This is a genomic window from Pseudomonas sp. ERMR1:02, assembly GCF_002277815.1.
Taxonomy (GTDB): Bacteria; Pseudomonadota; Gammaproteobacteria; order Pseudomonadales; family Pseudomonadaceae; genus Aquipseudomonas.
The window spans coordinates 25,007-41,399 of the sequence record NZ_NKJI01000026.1 but is presented as its reverse complement, the minus strand read 5'-3'; the positions used below and the strand labels follow the sequence as shown (position 1 = coordinate 41,399).

12 protein-coding genes and 3 pseudogenes are annotated in these 16,393 nt (G+C 59.6%); 11 read left to right on the top strand and 4 right to left on the bottom strand.

What is annotated here, in order from left to right:
- Positions 1–216: 216 nt before the first annotated feature.
- Positions 217–786 carry a YceI family protein gene (locus tag CES87_RS28980; RefSeq protein WP_128608797.1) on the top strand — a complete coding sequence of 190 codons (570 nt, stop codon included), beginning with the start codon at positions 217–219 and terminating at the stop codon, positions 784–786.
- Positions 787–825: 39 nt separating this feature from the next.
- Complete coding sequence (locus CES87_RS28975; RefSeq protein ID WP_128608796.1) at positions 826–1,878, top strand: DUF2235 domain-containing protein; 1,053 nt, start codon at positions 826–828, stop codon at positions 1,876–1,878.
- A 97-nt stretch (positions 1,879–1,975) separates the two neighbouring features.
- Here the strand turns inward: CES87_RS28975 and CES87_RS28970 are convergent, their stop codons facing one another.
- Positions 1,976–5,380, bottom strand: coding sequence for an Ig-like domain-containing protein (locus CES87_RS28970; RefSeq protein WP_128608795.1), 3,405 nt, complete (start codon positions 5,378–5,380; stop codon positions 1,976–1,978).
- Positions 5,381–5,719: 339 nt separating this feature from the next.
- On the opposite strand from CES87_RS28970, the gene CES87_RS28965 reads away from it, so the two are divergent.
- Positions 5,720–6,442, top strand: coding sequence for a GNAT family N-acetyltransferase (locus CES87_RS28965; protein WP_128608794.1), 723 nt, complete (start codon positions 5,720–5,722; stop codon positions 6,440–6,442).
- Between the two features lie 410 nt (positions 6,443–6,852).
- Here the strand turns inward: CES87_RS28965 and CES87_RS28960 are convergent.
- Positions 6,853–7,534: pseudogene (locus CES87_RS28960) on the bottom strand (P1 family peptidase).
- A 164-nt stretch (positions 7,535–7,698) separates the two neighbouring features.
- Positions 7,699–8,053, bottom strand: a pseudogene (locus CES87_RS28955) (hypothetical protein); the annotation flags it as partial.
- Between the two features lies 1 nt (position 8,054).
- On the opposite strand from CES87_RS28955, the pseudogene CES87_RS28950 reads away from it, so the two are divergent.
- Positions 8,055–8,363, top strand: a pseudogene (locus CES87_RS28950) (helix-turn-helix transcriptional regulator); the annotation flags it as partial.
- A gap of 122 nt (positions 8,364–8,485) precedes the next feature.
- On the opposite strand, the gene CES87_RS28945 reads toward CES87_RS28950, so the two are convergent.
- Positions 8,486–9,424: a class I SAM-dependent methyltransferase gene (locus CES87_RS28945; RefSeq protein WP_128608793.1), complete on the bottom strand. Its 939-nt coding sequence runs from the start codon at positions 9,422–9,424 to the stop codon at positions 8,486–8,488.
- A gap of 279 nt (positions 9,425–9,703) precedes the next feature.
- Between CES87_RS28945 and CES87_RS28940 the strand changes: the two genes are divergently transcribed.
- The 7 genes from CES87_RS28940 to CES87_RS28910 all read left to right on the top strand — a co-directional run bounded on the left by CES87_RS28940 (position 9,704) and on the right by CES87_RS28910 (position 16,353).
- Positions 9,704–10,321 (top strand): cytochrome b/b6 domain-containing protein, encoded by a 618-nt coding sequence (locus CES87_RS28940; protein ID WP_128608792.1) that lies wholly within the window; start codon positions 9,704–9,706, stop codon positions 10,319–10,321.
- Positions 10,318–11,103: a molybdopterin-dependent oxidoreductase gene (locus CES87_RS28935; protein ID WP_128608791.1), complete on the top strand. Its 786-nt coding sequence runs from the start codon at positions 10,318–10,320 to the stop codon at positions 11,101–11,103. The genes CES87_RS28940 and CES87_RS28935 overlap by 4 nt, the downstream gene beginning before the upstream one ends.
- Before the next feature lie 72 nt (positions 11,104–11,175).
- A complete protein-coding gene (locus CES87_RS28930) occupies positions 11,176–11,445 on the top strand; it encodes a pentapeptide MXKDX repeat protein (RefSeq protein WP_128608790.1) in 270 nt (89 codons plus the stop codon).
- Between the two features lie 363 nt (positions 11,446–11,808).
- Positions 11,809–12,321 carry a formaldehyde-activating enzyme gene (fae, locus tag CES87_RS28925; RefSeq protein WP_128608789.1) on the top strand — a complete coding sequence of 171 codons (513 nt, stop codon included), beginning with the start codon at positions 11,809–11,811 and terminating at the stop codon, positions 12,319–12,321.
- 10 nt (positions 12,322–12,331) lie between these two features.
- Positions 12,332–13,366 carry an aldo/keto reductase gene (locus CES87_RS28920; RefSeq protein WP_128608788.1) on the top strand — a complete coding sequence of 345 codons (1,035 nt, stop codon included), beginning with the start codon at positions 12,332–12,334 and terminating at the stop codon, positions 13,364–13,366.
- The gene (locus CES87_RS28915) at positions 13,363–14,811 is read left to right on the top strand and encodes an NAD-dependent succinate-semialdehyde dehydrogenase (protein ID WP_128608787.1); all 1,449 of its coding nucleotides are present in this window, start codon (positions 13,363–13,365) and stop codon (positions 14,809–14,811) included. The genes CES87_RS28920 and CES87_RS28915 overlap by 4 nt, the downstream gene beginning before the upstream one ends.
- A gap of 177 nt (positions 14,812–14,988) precedes the next feature.
- Positions 14,989–16,353 carry an MFS transporter gene (locus tag CES87_RS28910; RefSeq protein ID WP_128608786.1) on the top strand — a complete coding sequence of 455 codons (1,365 nt, stop codon included), beginning with the start codon at positions 14,989–14,991 and terminating at the stop codon, positions 16,351–16,353.
- Positions 16,354–16,393: the final 40 nt, after the last annotated feature.

The window sequence follows — 16,393 nt, the reverse complement described above, 5'->3', positions numbered from 1 at the left end:
GACAATGCAGGCTTGAATAAAAAGGGGTTGAATGAGTTGTATCTTTGTCGATAACTAACGCCTGACTAATTATAGTTTTGTCGGGGGTATCAATTATTCCAAATTGACCTGATGTTTATATCTGCAGGATTTGTTCGGATAGGTATCGGTATCTATAGTCATTGAGTTGTCGATACGCACCACTTCTCATCGCGCGAGCCCCGTCCGGAGAGTTGCATGAGCCCTCGTTTTTTGCCTTTCACCGCACTGGCTGCCTTTCTAGCGTTCGGTGTCGTCCCCGGCGTTTTCGCGGTCCAGTACACCAACGTGAATCCGACGGCCAGCACCATCAGTTTTACCTACAACCAAATGGGGTCGAGGGTCTACGGCACCTTTAGCAAGTTCGAAGGCGCCCTCGATTTCGATACCCGCCACCCCGAAGCGGCCCACGCCAAATTGACCATCGACCTGGACAGCATCGATGCCGGCAGCAGCGACGCCAATGAAGAACTGCAAAAGCCTGCGTGGTTCGACACTGCCAAATATCCGGTGGCGACCTTTGAGTCGATCAGGTTCAAAGACCTCGGCAACCACCGCTACCAGATCACCGGCAATCTCACGCTGCGGGGGGTTACCCGCGAAGTGGCTGTACCGGTGTTGCTGAAGGCGGAAAACGCCGTCGGCATATTTGATGGCAAGCTGACCCTCGAACGCAATGACTTCAAAATCGGTGAGGGCGAATGGGCAAATACGGTGGTGTCCAACGAAATCAATATCCGCTTTCGGATGGTCGCGCCGCAGCGCTAGCGGGCGTGCCGGGGTAGTCAAAAGTGAAGGGAGAGGAACATGCCGAAAAATATCATTGTTGCCTTCGACGGAACCTGGAACTTGCCTGATCAGAAGCCGGAGATCGACGGCGATGCCAACACCAATGTGGTCAAGCTCCATGATGCGATCCTGGCCAGCCAAAAAGACGGGACCGTTCAGAAGAAAATTTATATCGCCGGCGTAGGCACCGATTGGTACGACAAACTCGAGGGCGGGGCATTCGGCGTTGGCCTGTCGAAGAAAATCAAGGAAGGCTACGTTGAATTGGCCAAGAACTACGAAGAGGGTGATCAGGTTTTCATTTTCGGTTTCAGTCGCGGGGCCTATTCCGCGCGAAGCCTGGTGGGGCTGATCCGCAACGTCGGGTTGCTGACGAAAACGCACATCGATCGCATCGATGAAGCGTACAGCCTTTACCGCACCCGTGATTCCAGCGCGGATACGGAAAACGCCAGGTTCTTTCGCCAGAGTTACTCCCGGGAAATCGATATTCACTTTCTGGGTGTCTGGGATACGGTCGGTGCGTTAGGTGTTCCGTTCAAATCGGCTGAGTGGTTCAACCAGGAATTTTATGAGTTTCACGATACGGAACTCAGCGGCATTGTGCGCAATGCCTTCCATGCAGTCGCCATTGATGAAAATCGGGTCAATTACGAATGTACGCTTTGGGACCCGATTGCCAAGCCGAATCAAGTCATGGAGCAGGTCTGGTTCTGCGGAGCGCATGCCAACGTGGGGGGCGGGTATACCGATAACAACCTGTCGGATGTCCCGCTGCGCTGGATGGCCAGCAAAATCATGGACTGCGGTCTGGAATTGAACCCGAAGAAAATCCCCAAGCAAGCGAATGCACTGGCGGACATCACTGACTCCTATGAAGATTTCCTCGGTGGTACTTACCGACTGTTGAATGCCCGGTACTTCCGGCCTATCGGCAAAACGCCCTTCGGCCAGGAGTGCTTCGATGACAGCGTGCAGCAGCGGGTTGTGGCTTCATCGACGTATCGACCGAAAAATCCCGTGGATATCTACTTGGTCGGCACTTATATACCGGTGAACAAAATCGGCTGATCTGCGGCGCACCGGGTAAACCCAACCTCAGTACCATCATAAAAAGTGTCCCGGCGCCCAATCCACATTGCATGGACCGGGCGCCAATCGAATCACCTCATTTCGCTGTTATTGGCGCCGTCACCGACTTGCCGAAGGTCGAGTTGATGGTGACGGTCGGGCTCGGAGTCGGGCCAGCACCGGTGGTGCTGGCCGACACCCTCCAGCGAGCCCCGGTGCCGGTTGGCGTGAGGATCGCATTACCGAGGTTGAGCGGCCCGGAGGTCGTCGTCGCCGTGACCGTCAGGGTGTTGCCCGTACCCCGTGACGTGGTCCCGGCCAGGTCCCAGGTGTAGCGGTTGTTGCCACGCACCGTGACGGTCGCACTGGACACCACCAGGTCTTCGTTGACCACCGGCGCCGGGGTCACCGCCACGGATACGGTTGCCGGTGGCGATACCGCGTCCTTGGCATCGCTGGCCTGATAGGTAAAGGTCGCGGTGAACGGCGCGGCGGCGCTGGCTGGAGGCGTGTAGATCACACGCACACCGTCGGTGGTGACCGTGCCCGTGCCCGAATCCGGCTGACTCAGGCCCACCACTTTAAGTGGCAGGTTGCCGTCCGGATCGGTGTCGTTGGCCAACACGTTGATGGTCACCGGCTGCCCGTTGGCGCTGGCAGCGCTGTCGGGGTTGGCCACCGGTTTTTTGTTCTCGCCTTGGTTGTCGTCATCACCGGTTCCACCGGTGCGGAAAGTCGGTAGCGCCACGGAGTTCACGTAGGTGACACCGTCCCAGCCGGGCAGCGGCGTTGGCATCAACTGGAACTGACCGGGATGCTCGGCATCCCAGCGCAGCAGCATCGAATTGTCCTCGTGCTGGGTGTTGTGGCAGTGCTCCATGTAGGTCCCGGCGAACTCGCGGAAGTGAATCGCCATTTCCACATCCACCGAACTGTCGATTTCTTCGCCGATGCGGTACACGTCCTTGCGTGCCCATTTTTCCCATTCCGGTGGCGCCTTGCCGTCACGACTGAGGATCACCCCTTCTTCAAAATGCACGTGCACCGGGTGTGACCAGCCGTTGCCGCCGTTCTTGATTTTCCACACTTCCAGAGTGCCGTCGCCGGAGAACCCGGCATCCGTCGGGCCGGTGGCCAGTTGCGGGGCCGCGCTGATGCGCCGCGGGTCCATGTTGTAGCCCATCCCGCCGTCGGTCTTGACGGTCCATGGGGCTTCGTCTGTACCATCGGAGCGACCGAAAATGAACTCACGATGCCGCGCAGCCTTGAGTTTGGCCTGGTCTGCCACACTGTCGCGATCGACGGTCAGCGGGATCATGATTTTGCCCGCGGCCTTGCCCGGTTTCGCTGGCTCGTAATCGGCCGGGTTCATGCTCACATCCGTGCCGCTATAAGGCTGCACCACCAATTGCAGGAACTTGCCCACCACCGGGTCGCCTTTGTCCCACTGCGGCCCTTTGCTGCCCTGCTTGAGCACCGCTTTGTATTTTTCGGACAGCACGTCGGCCAGTTTCAGCTCATTCTTCTCCGGGCCTTTGCCGGTCTTGTGTTCCATCAGGTTGACGAAGTACAGCTTGTCGCCGGTCTTGATCCCGTTTTTCGCGAAGTTGACGATGATGTCGTAGCGTTCGGCAATGGCTTGGGTCGGCAGGATGGCGTTGTGGTCCTGCTTATCGCCATCGCCGTCCAGGTCCATGCTGCCGTCGAACGGCACGGCGTGTTCCATGAGGTTGCCGTCGTTGGCGATCATGTGGAACGGTACGCGGGCGTAGGACACGCCGGAGCCGGATGGCCCCGGGAATTCGCCGCCGTTACCGGCAATTTCACGCACCACGGCAATCTTCAGATAACGCGACACCGAGCCATTGAGGATGCGGAAGCGATAACTGCGCGCGCGCACTTTCAGTTTTGGCTGGTACTGCCAATTGACCAGGATCTGATCGCCGAGGAAGCCGTCGGTGTTGAACGGGTTGAACCACAACTGACCATTTGCGTCCCAGGCCTTGTCGGCCACCACCAGGTTGACGTCGTAGTCGCGGTTACCCCACGGCAGTGCCGAGCCACTGGGCAGGCGCAGGTTGACGCCGTCTTCCAGCGCTTCGTTACCGCGATCCAGTGCGCTGTAGTAGTTCATCATCACCGCATTGCCCTTGTAGACGTTCTGCGCAGTGAAATCGAGCATGTGGTCGTGGAACCAGTGGGTGCTCATGGTTTCGCGCCAGTCGCCGCGGATCTTGATGCTGCCGTTCTGGCAGGTTTTCAGGCCTGGCGTGGCGTCGTTGACGTACAGCGTTTCCCCCGGCGAGCAAGGGAACGCCGCGCGCGGGTCATGGGCGTCGGTGTTGATGGTGTCGTAACCGGCCAGTTGCATCGGCCAGCGATAGTCGTAGTACTGCCCCGGAAAGAAAAATGCGTTGGCATAGCCATCGCTCTCGGCCGGGGAGTGGCCGTTGTGTTCGTGGGTGCTGATGGTGTGCAGGCCGAAACCCATGTTGGCCGCAGGGTCGATCGGCAGGGCGTTGTAGTGACGCATCAGCAACGGTTGGCCGTAGCGGACCATGAGCAGTTTGGGCGGCACGGTGCCGTCGAACGTCCACAGCGAGTTGTGATTCTGTATCGGCATATTCGAATGGAATCGTACGTCGATGCCCTTGGTGGTGCCCGCCGTCGCCGGAATGTCGGAGGTTTGATAGTAGAGCCCGCCTGGACCGAATTCACCGACGGCGTAGTTATGCAATTGCTTGCGGTCACGCAATCCCAGGTTGGTCCTGGCGCCGGCTTGCACGGTTTTGTAAGCGTTCTGCGGGTAGAACTCGTTCCAGCGCTGATGCGACCAGCCTTTTCCTGGCGGACGACCTTCGGCCGGCGAACCTACCGGATGGCGGTTGAGGAAGGCTTCGATCTGCGCCTTCCAGGGGTTGCGGTCCAGCACGTTGGAGTACTGCGACGGATACGGAAACAACCCCGGTTGACGCATGAAGGCATCCAGCGCGGCACTGGAAGGGCCGCTACGGGAGACGAAGTTCGGGTCTTGTTGAGGTGCCGGGCCGACGGTGGGGACCGGGAAGGTCAGGGTCGGTGGCGGGGTCGTCGGGTCGAGTTTTTCCGGGCCGAACTCTTCGAACAACAGCAGCTGCTGGCTGAACGGCTGAGCCCCGAACAACGGGCTGGGTTTGCCGTTGGTGGGAAAGTTGAACGAGGTCTGCGCGGTCGGTGGCAGCACGTTGTCGGCGCGTGGTGTGTCCCGGTCGCCAAACACGCCGTTGGGCAGGGCAATCGCGCCCTGGTTGGCCGGCGGCATTGTTTTCAAAGCTTCCAGCGCGGCCTTGGGGTCGGCGGGCGGATTAGAGTACGCCGACGGATCCGTTGGTGGCGGCTGGCTGACATCGTCCAGTGGCGCCGCACTGACCGAGGTCATGCTGGCGGTGATAAATGCCACGCAGGCCAGACCTGACCTGCGTAGGAGTTTGAATGGGCAGTACTGCGATATGACAACTTTCATTTTTGTTCCCCTAGCCTCATGCCGAAATCGGCGAAACCCGCCATCCTCCGTTCGGACGATAGCTGCGGGTAAAAGGGGCCAGTGCAACTGTTGGGCCATCACTGAAATGGGATCCAAAGCTCAAGTTTAATAATAACTTGTCTCAGTTGTGTGTTAAGTCAGCAGTGGGGCATATTCCTCATTTGCGGGGAAAATCCGTTATTTCATTGGGTTGCTTTCACCACTCGCGGGTAGGCCTGAGTCCCCCAACACTGGAACTTCAAAGCGAGTCCTTCGGCCAGTCGCGCTATCATAGGCAGCCGTGCCACCCACGCTTTGTACCGGAGCCACCCCCCCGCAATGCCCCAGATCACCCACTTCAAAACCCCGTGCCCCGAGCACATCAATAGCCAGATCCTGCAGATGGTGGTCGATAACCTGACCGATATCAGCATGGTCGCGATCCCACCAAGCAATCTGTTGTACAACGTGTACCAGTACGCGATCGGTTTTGAGGTGCACCTGTATCTGGAGGCGTTGAACGGGGCGAAAGGGATCGATGTGGAACTGATCGTTGCCACCGATCTGGACGACCCTGAACAGGTCATCGGTTTCCTGCTGTACCTGCCGGTCAAGGACGATCCCGAGGCCTGCGGCGTGGCGTATATGGCGGTGCACGCCAGCCATCGGCGCCAGGGAATCGCGCGCCGGATGCTGCGCGAGATGGTCGGCCGCTACCCCCATGCCGAACTGACGTGCGCGGTGGCCAAGGTGCCGTATTTCGAGGCGATGGGCTTTCAAGTGGTAGGCGTGCGCGCAACCCAGGTGTTGATGAACACCCGCGACCACGGCAGCGACGGCTTGATGGCGTTGCTGGACGTGGCACCGATTTACAGTTCGCTGGAGGTGCGGCAGATTCATACGTATCTGCTGCAAAAAAACGGCAAGCGGGCAATGCTCGATGCGGAAAAACAGCGGGATCGGCACCTGGATCAATTGACCCGCAAGGCCAGTGAGTTCGTTCGCGAGCGGTTGGGCGAGGATGCAGTGCCGGCCAACGGGCCTCGACTTCGGTTGGTCTGATCGCGGTTAATTTAATCCACAGATCCACTGTAGGAGCGAGCTTGCTCGCGATGGTCGCCAACGAAAACGCGGGCTGTCAGGATGAATGCGTTGCCCGGACGTTTTTCGCGAGCAGGCTCGCTCCTACAAGGGGATTTTGGTGGTCTTGAAGATGCAAAAAGCCCGGCCTGGTGCCGGGCTTTTGAGTGTCTGGATTTCATGCGGTTAAAAAAGAGCCTCAAAGCTCTTTGATGGGGAGAAGTGGAGCCATTGAGGCTCAAGATGCGCATGAAGCAGGCGGTGAGCTTGATAGGGGTTCAATGCACTCACCACCTACGCAACGGCTTGGGCAAGCAAGCGGCTGCGCATATCCATCGTAGAAAGTTGGGGGTTCGCCCTCAAGTACCGCTAGTCGAATCCCCCCACAACTGTCAGCTTCTGCGATTACGTTCACCCGGCCAACCGGCCTGATCCAGAGCCTTGAGCAGGGTTTCGGCGTCCAGCCCCGGCACGGCATGCCCATTACCTTCGGTCGTTTCGGCGGCCAGCAGGGCGTTGATGATGGCTTCCTCCACGGCTTCAGTGGCTGCCATGAACAATTCGCTGATGTGATCGTTATTGACCATGCTCAGATTGTCGGTGGTCGGTGCGCGTTTGCTCTCGTAGGCGGCGGGTGGCACGTGGGAATTACCGGTGGCGAATGCGATGAAAATGTCGCCGCTGTGGTCCTCATTTGTTCCAGTAGAGCCGCCCGTCGTCCGGTTGCTGCTCACGATCCACCACGATCAACGCATCACGCACCACGCCCAGGCTGTGGGTGTTGGTAAAGGCGATCGGGCTGGTCAACAGACCGGCCTCGCGAATCCACTCAAGCCCCGTGGCGTCGCCGTTGCCGTTGAGCACGTGGACGCCGGCAAAACACGGCTGCTGACTGGTGGAACCAGCACACGGTTCGATCACGGTGACGCCAGTCAGGATGTCACGACCCTTGGCGGTACGACCTCGCACACTGCAGTGGCCGACCCGCACGCCGGGTACATCGGTGATGGCGTTTAGAGGGCCAGGTTGCAGTTGGCCAAACTGAATGTTCAAGTCGCGGGCACGTGGTTTCATGGGCAGCTCTCTTTTTTGATTCGTGGCAGAAAAAATCGTCTGGTTCGTACACGGAACCTGTAGGAGCCGGCTTGCTGGCGAAGGCGGTGTATCAGGTACAGAAGATGTCGACTGACACTCCGCCTTCGCCAGCAAGCCGGCTCCTACAGGGATTGTGGTTGGGCTTACTGGCCGTTTTTGACCTTGCTCCAGATCCGCGTACGCACGCGCTCGGTAGCCGGCGGCAAAGGTTGCAGGGTGAACAGCGTGGCCAGGGCTTCGGCCGATGGATAAACGGCGGGATTGATGCGGGTCGCTTCGGACACCAGGGCGGTCGCGTTGCGGTTGCCGTTGGGGTAGTTGAGGGGACTGCTGACCGGGGCGATGACCTCGGCGCGCATCAGGTAGTCGATGAAGGCGCGAGTCGAGCATCGCCACACCGCACTCGCCGAGCTTGGTCAGGTTTTCTTCCTTGAACACCAGGTCCCAGGAATCCACCGGCGCCTTGTCGCCGAGCACGGCGCGCACCTTGTCGATGTGCCTGCTGTGCGTGCGCGACTGGGTGCTGGCTGCCGTTCGCCGACACCTGAAATTGCTGCCGCCTGAAGGCCCGATTGCCGAGCCGGTGGCGGGTGATCTGGCAACCCTGCTCGACCGCTTCGACGCGCGCCTGTCAGTGCGGGAAATCGAAACTGCACGGCTGATTCTCCAGGACTTTTCCAGCAAGGCCATCGCCCAGCCAATGGGCATCTCCCCGGAGACGGTGAAGGTGCATCGGCGCAACCTCTATCACAAGCTCAATGTGAACGGGCGTGGTGAGTTGTTTGCGTTGGTGTTGCAACCGCGGTGATAGACCTTCTCCCTGTAGGAGCGAGCACGCTCGCGATGGTCGTCAACGATGACGCTGGCAACCTGACACTCCGCGGTGTTCTGTCGTCCATCGTCGGAACGCCGCCCGGAGCATGCTCGCTCCTACAGGAGCCTGAACACCAACGCCTTCAACCCACACTCGACATCGGCATCCGGAAACTCCGGTGGATTGTCCAGCCGCTGCTCGAACCGCAGGCCTGGCGCTTCGCGGGTAACGCCCTCGATAAGAAAGTCCGCACCGAACGCCGGGTCGTTCATGCAGGCCAGTACCGTGCCTTGCGGGCTGAGCAATTCCGGGAGGCGGCGCAGTACGCGCTGGTAATCCTTGGTCAGCAGGAAACTGCCTTTCTGAAACGACGGTGGGTCGATGATCACCAGGTCATACGGGCCCTTGCCGATCACCTTGCCCCAGGATTTGAACAGATCGTGCCCCAGAAACGTGACCTTGCTCAGGTCATGCCCGTTGAGCCGATGATTGTCGCGGCCACGGCTCAGGGCCGGGCTGGACATGTCCAGATTGACCACGTGCGTCGCGCCACCTTCGATGGCCGCCACCGAGAAACCGCAGGTGTAGGCGAACAGGTTGAGCACCCGTTTACCCTGGGCGTTGTCCCGCACCCAATCGCGGCCATAGCGCATGTCGAGGAACAGACCGGTGTTCTGCTTGCGGCCCAGGTCCACCCGGTACTTCAAGCCGCCTTCGGTGATGGTCAGTTCGTCGATTTCTTCCCCCAGCAACCATTCGGTGGTGCTTTGCAGCAGGTAGCGATGTTGCAGCAACAGCGTATGGGCGCCGGATTGTGCCCACTGCACTGACTGGGTGATTGCCATCAGCAACTGCTTCAAATCGTCCAGCTGCGACGCTTGCGGCTCCTTGAACAACGCTACCAGTACCACGCCCTGCAACCAGTCGACAGTCAATTGCTCCAACCCCGGCCAGCAGCGGCCACGGCCGTGGAACAAGCGACGGGTTTCGGCAGGGGCGGCCGCCAGGGCGGTCAGCAGGTGCTCGTTGAGCGTGGCGAGGGCTTCGGTGTTCATTGGTCAGGGTCGGCAATTTGCGGGGGGCGGCATTTAAACATAGTTGAGCCCTGGTCGGAGCACCAAAACCCCCTGTAGGAGCGAGCCTGCTCGCGAAAAACGTCCAGACAACGCGTTCATCCAGACAGCCCGCGTTATCGTTGACGTCCATCGCGAGCAGGCTCGCTCCTACAAGGGTTCGTAGGGCAGTTATCACAAATAATTTAACTCTGCGTGAGGATTTGGCGATCTTGTCGCTCACATACTCGGCTCCAACGAACAACAACAAGGAGCCCGGACATGTCGCAGTCAACTGCTTCACCCAAGGCCAGCCACCCACGCTGGCTACGGCTCACCCATTGGCTGAACGCACTGGCAGTGCTGGTGATGGTCACCAGCGGTTGGCGCATCTACAACGCCTCACCGCTTTACGATTTCAGCTTCCCCAAATCGATCACCCTCGGTGGCTGGCTCGGCGGTGCGTTGCAATGGCACTTCGCGGCGATGTGGTGCCTGGCGATCAACGGCCTCATTTACCTGATCATCAACCTCCTCAGTGGCCGCCTGAAACGGCGGTTTTTCCCGGTCTCGCCCAAAGGCGTACTGCATGACCTTTGGTCAGCGTTGCGCGGAAAGCTGGGCCATGCCGACCTGAGTCATTACAACCAGGTGCAGCGGGTGGCGTACCTGTTCGTGATGGTCGACATCACGCTGTTGGTGATCTCCGGATTGGTGTTGTGGAAGTCGGTGCAGTTCCCGCTGTTGCGTGAGCTGCTGGGTGGTTACGACACGGCGCGGCATGTGCACTTCATCGCGATGGCGCTGTTGGTAGCCTTTGTGGCGGTGCATCTGGTGATGGTTGCGCTGGTCCCGAAAACGCTGGTGGCGATGATCGTCGGTCGCAAGGAGCACGTATGAAAAAGCCCATTCAAGGCTCGGACCTGGACGAGTCGTCCATCCTGACCGACGCCCGGAAAATCCTCGCGCCCCAGATCGAGGACCGTTCACGCCGCTCGTTCCTGCTGCGTGGCTTGACCCTCGGCGGCGTGGCCATGTTGTCCGGCTGCAACCTGACCGACAGCGAAAGCGTCGAGACCGCGTTGTCGTCCATGTCGCGCTTCAACGATCGGGTGCAGGGCTGGCTGTTCAATCCCAATGCCATGGCACCGACTTATCCGGCGTCGATGATCACCCGGCCATTTCCCTTCAATGCCTTCTACGACATCGACGAAGCGCCGACGGTGGAAGAGGAGGGTTATCGCCTGGAAGTCACAGGCCTGGTCGCGGACAAGCGCAGTTGGCGCCTCGAAGAGTTGCGCGCCATGGCGCAGACCGAGCAAATCACCCGGCATATTTGCGTCGAAGGCTGGAGCGCGATCGGGCGCTGGGGCGGCGTTCGGTTCAGTGATTTCCTCAAGCGCATCGGCGCCGACACCGATGCCAAGTATGTCGGATTCAAGTGCGCAGACGATTACTACACCAGCATCGACATGGCCACCGCGCTGCATGCGCAGACCCTGCTGGCGCTGACCTGGGACGGCACGGTATTGCCGCGCCAGTACGGCTTCCCGATGAAACTGCGCATGCCCACCAAGCTTGGCTACAAGAACCCCAAACACATTCAGGCGATTTTCGTCAGCAACACCTACAGCGGTGGCTACTGGGAAGACCAGGGCTACAACTGGTTCGGCGGTAGCTGATGAGCGCCTCTCAACGTCACGGCGCAGTATTCGCTGCGTTCATTCGCAACCTGAGCTTCAAGGAGATTGATCATGAAAAAACTGGCTACCGCCGTATTGTCCATGTGCATTGCGATGGGCGCCGCCAGCGTCTTCGCTGCCGACACCATGAGCAACGATTCGATGTCCAAGGACGCTATGTCAAAGGACGCTATGTCCAAAGACACCATGAAAAAAGACGCGACTATGAAAAAGGATTCCATGGCCAAGGACACGATGAAGAAAGACAGCATGTCCAAGGATTCGATGAGCAAGGACGCCATGAAAAAAGACGCCATGAAAAAGGACAACATGTCCCAGTAAGCCCAAACACACCCGACCCCCTGTAGGAGTGAGCCTGCTCGCGATGGTGTGTCAGTCAACCTGTCTTCGACTGACACACCATCGCGAGCAGGCTCACTCCTACAGGGAGTCGGGTTATTCAGGGGTATTACTTGAAGTCATGCCCCCATGATTTTATATGGTTACAGCCCCGCCAGCCCCCAGTGCTAAAAATCGCAAACCAGCTCATCAACAACAAAAAGAGCGTTTGCAACCATGATCAATCATCCCTGCCGCGTCCTCGCCAGCAACCCGCTGCGCTCTTCGAATCCTGACAATTGCCACGCAATCCCCTCGGCTTGCGTGCACCTCTGATCAACCCAAATCCCTGAAGAGTAACGACTCATGAAACAACTCGACCTGTACATCGGTGAAGGTTTCGAAGGCCCTGGCGTGAACGCCGCGCACATCAACATCCTGATCGGTCCGCGCAATGGCCCGGCCGGCCAGGCATTCGCCAATAGCCTGGCATCGCCGAGCCAGGGTCATTGCCCGTTCATGGTGATCGCCCAGCCGAACATCCCGGTCAAGCCGATGACCCTGTATGTGAACAAAGCCGCGATCAGCAGCGACCTGCACGGCAACGCCACCTGGGGCGCCTCCCAGGCCGGTATTGCCAAGGCTGTGCTCGAAGCGCTGCTCGACGGCACCCTGCCGCCGGAAGCGGAAGACGAGTGGGCCATCGTCACCGCCAACTGGGTCAACCCGGCCTGCGACGACCTCGATGCGGTGTACCTGAACAACTACAACGCCTGCCGCACGGCGATCCGCGCCGCCCTGACCGGCAAGCCGGAAACCGCGCAACTGGCCGATGTGGTCAATCACATCAGCAACCCTTTCTACACGCCAAAAGCCTGAGGTCCGCGCCATGCAATACATCCGTTTGGGCAACTCCGGCCTGCAAGTCTCCCGCCTGTGCCTGGGCACCATGAACATGGGCACCCCGGACTGGAAACCGTGGATCTTCGATGAGAAGAAAAGCGAGCCGATCGTCAAACACGCGCTGGACAACGGCGTGAACTTCATCGACCTGGCGGACTTCTATTCCGCAGGCGTTGGCGAAGAAGTAGTAGGGCGCATCGTCAAGCGCCTGGCCCGTCGCGAAGACCTGGTGATCACCACCAAGGTCGGTTACGGCACCCGTACCGGGATCAACGCCAGCGGCCACTCGCGCAAGCACATCATGGACAGCATCGATGCCTCGCTCAAACGCCTGGACATGGATTACGTCGACGTCTTCATGCTGCATTACTTCGATGTGAACACCCCGGTTGAAGAAACCATGAGCGCCATGAACGACATCGTGCGCTCCGGCAAGGCGCGCTACATCGGCGTGTCGACCATGCTCACCGGGCAACTGGCGAAAATCCTCATGGCCTGCGAGCGCAATGGCTGGGTCAAGCCGATCAACATGCAGCTGCAACTAAACTGCGCCTACCGCGAAGAAGAGCGCGAGATGATTCCGTTCTGCCGTGATCAGGGCCTGGGCGTTTCGGTGTTCAGTCCATTGGCCCGTGGCTTGTTGACCGGTGACGCGCAGTCGACCCGCAACCAGACCGACTTCTTCACCCAGCAGATGTACAGCGACCAAGCGTCGTTCGAAATCGCCCATTCGGTACAGCGTGTGGCCCGTGCTCGCGGCGTGTCCAACGCGCAGATCGCCCAGGCCTGGGTCGCCAATCATCCGGGCGTGGATTGCATGCTGGTCGGCGCCGATACCACAGAGCAGTTCGACAGTGCGCTGGCGGCTCTGGAGACCAAACTCGATGCCGAAGAACTGCATGAGCTGGAACGCAACTACACCCCGTGCGATGTGATCAACGATTACACCGCCGGTAAACGAATCCTGCGTTCGGCCCGTCCGGGTTCGGAGCGCTTCACCCTGACCGAGGCCGTGGCATGAGCGCGTTGATTCGACACGGCAATTTCATCGACGGACACTGGTTTAGCGGTGAGGGGTCCAGCGGTGGTGCGACTTACCCGGTGCTGAACCCGGCCACTGGCGAGTTGATCGCCGATGTACAAAAGGCCGGCGCCGAAGAAACCAACCTGGCCATTGCTGCCGCCAATCGCGCCTTGCCCGCCTGGCGCAAGCTGACAGCCAAGGAGCGCAGCCAGCGCATCAAGCGCTGGGGCGAGTTGATGTTGAGCAACCAGAAGGATCTGGCCACCTTGCTCAGCCGCGAACAGGGCAAGCCGCTGGCCGAAGCCATGGGCGAAGTGGTATATGCCGCCAGTTTTCTGGAGTGGTTCGCCGAAGAAGCCAAGCGCGCTTACGGCGATGTAATTCCGAGCCACAAGGCGGATGCGCGGATCATCGTGGTCAAGGAAGCCATCGGTGTAGTCGCGGCGATCACCCCGTGGAACTTCCCGCTGGCCATGGTCACCCGCAAGGTCGGCCCGGCATTGGCGGCCGGTTGCACGATGATCCTCAAGCCGTCGGAAGAAACGCCGTTGTCGGCTTTCGCTTTGGCGGTGCTCGCCGAGCAGGCGGGCATTCCTTCTGGCGTGTTCAACGTGGTCTCCGGCGATGCCGTGGCGATTGGTGGCGCTCTGCAAGCCTCCGGCATTGTGCGCAAACTGTCGTTCACCGGCTCCACCCGCACCGGCAAGTTGCTGATGCGCCAGGCCGCCGACACCTTGAAAAAGGTCTCGCTGGAACTGGGTGGCAACGCCCCGTTCATCGTCTTCGACGACGCGGATATCGACGCGGCGGTGAAGGGCGCGATGGCCTCGAAATTCCGCAACACCGGGCAAACCTGCGTCTGCGTGAACCGCTTCTTCATTCAGGACGGCGTGTACGAAGCCTTCACCGGCAAACTCGCTGAAGCGGTGGCGGCGATGCGCGTGGGCAACGCCCTGGAAGGTGACACCGAACAAGGTCCGTTGATCAACGCAGCAGCGTTGGCCAAGGTCGAATTGCACGTCAGTGACGCGCTGGAAAAGGGCGCCAAGCTGCTGTGCGGCGGTCGCCGGCATGCCTTGGGCGGCACGTTCTATGAGCCGACCATCCTTGTTGAAGCCAGCAACGAAATGCTGATTGCCCAGGACGAAACCTTCGGCCCGGTAGCTGCCTGCTTCCGTTTCAAGGACGAAGCCGAAGTGCTGCAACGGGCTAACGACACACCATACGGTTTGTCGGCCTACTTCTACAGCCGTGACATCGGCCGCGTGTGGCGCATGGCCGAAGGCCTGGAAGCGGGCATGGTCGGGATCAACGAAGGGATCATTTCCACGGAAGTGGCGCCGTTCGGCGGCATCAAGGAATCGGGCCTGGGTCGTGAGGGTTCGAAGTACGGTCTGGATGACTACCTGGAAATCAAATACCTGCTGATGGGTGGCCTGTAACGGCAAAAACGCCTCCTGTAGGAGCGAGGCTTGCCCGCGAAGGCGGTGTGTCAGGCAATAAAATGTAGGCTGACACTCCCTCTTCGCGGGCAAGCCTCGCTCCTACAAAAGCCCAAAAGCAAAAAGCCAAAGCGATCGGTTTCATTTCTCCGTCAATAACAACAACTGGAGACTTACATGTCCGTACAACCGGTAAAAATCGACGACCTGCCCATCGGCCGCTTTCACATCAAAATCGCCGGCCTGACCTTCGGTGCGCATTTCACTGACGGTTACATCCTCGGCCTGATCGGTATCGCCTTCACCCTGCTAAGCCCGCAGATGCAACTCGATGCCTTCTGGCAAGGGCTGATCGGGGCTTCGGCGCTGATCGGTTTGTTTATGGGCAGTCTGTTTTTCGGCTGGATTTCCGACAAGGTCGGGCGGCAGAAAATCTTCCTGGTCAGCTTCGTGCTGATCACCATCGCGTCGGTGATGCAGTTCTACGTGGAAACGGCGATGAGCCTGTTTCTCTGTCGAGTGTTGATCGGTATCGGTCTTGGCGGTGACTTCAGCGTCGGTCACGCCATGCTGGCCGAGTTCGCACCGAAGAAACACCGTGGGGTGTTGCTCGGTTCGTTCAGCGTGATCTGGACCTTCGGTTACGTCGCGGCGACCTTCGTCGGCACCGCGATGCTCAGCCTTGGCGACGATGCCTGGCGCTGGATGCTGGCTTCGTCGGCGATCCCGGCGGCGCTGATCCTGATCGCACGCATTGGCACCCCGGAGTCGCCTCGCTGGCTGGTCAATCAGGGTCGCATCGCCGAGGCGCGAGCGATCGTCAAGAAACACCTGGGCGACAACGTCGAACTCGACGAAACCCAATCCACCGAAACCCGCTCCGGCTACGCGGTGCTGTTCAGTCGTGAATACCGCAAACGTACTGCGTTCAATTGCCTGTTCTTCGTCTGCATCGTCATGCCGTATTTCGCCATCTACACCTTCCTGCCGTCGATCCTGCAGAAGATGGGTCTGGCCGAAGGTTTTGGCACCGAACTGATGCTGAACATGCTGCTGATTCTGGGTGCGCTGATCGGCATCTGGTGCACGATAAAATTCACTCGCCGTGGGTTCCTGATCAACTCGTTCATCATCCTCGCCGTCGCCTTGTTCCTGTTGGCGGCGTTGCCGGGCAGTGCGGCGTCCTTGATGGTCCTGGTGTTCGGGCTGTTTACCCTGGTGTTGTCGGCGGTGAGTAATTTGGTAGGTGTGTTCCCAGCCGAGAGCTTCCCGACCGAAGTGCGCGCCAGCGGCATCGGTCTGGCCACCGCTGTCAGCCGTCTGGGTTCGGCGGTCAGCACCTTCCTGTTGCCGGTGAGTGTGGCGGGGATCGGCCTGAGCCCGACCATGGGCATTCTGGCGGCGATCCTGGCGATTGGCGCGTTGCTGTCCTGGGCCTGGGCGCCGGAGACCAAGTCGCTGACCTTGAGCCAGGCGTGCAAGGCGCAGAGTCCGGTGGAGGCGGATGCTGCCGTTGCAGTGAAAATGGCTACGCCGGTCTAACACGCTGGCAACGTTCCATTGTAGGAGCGAGCCTGCTCGC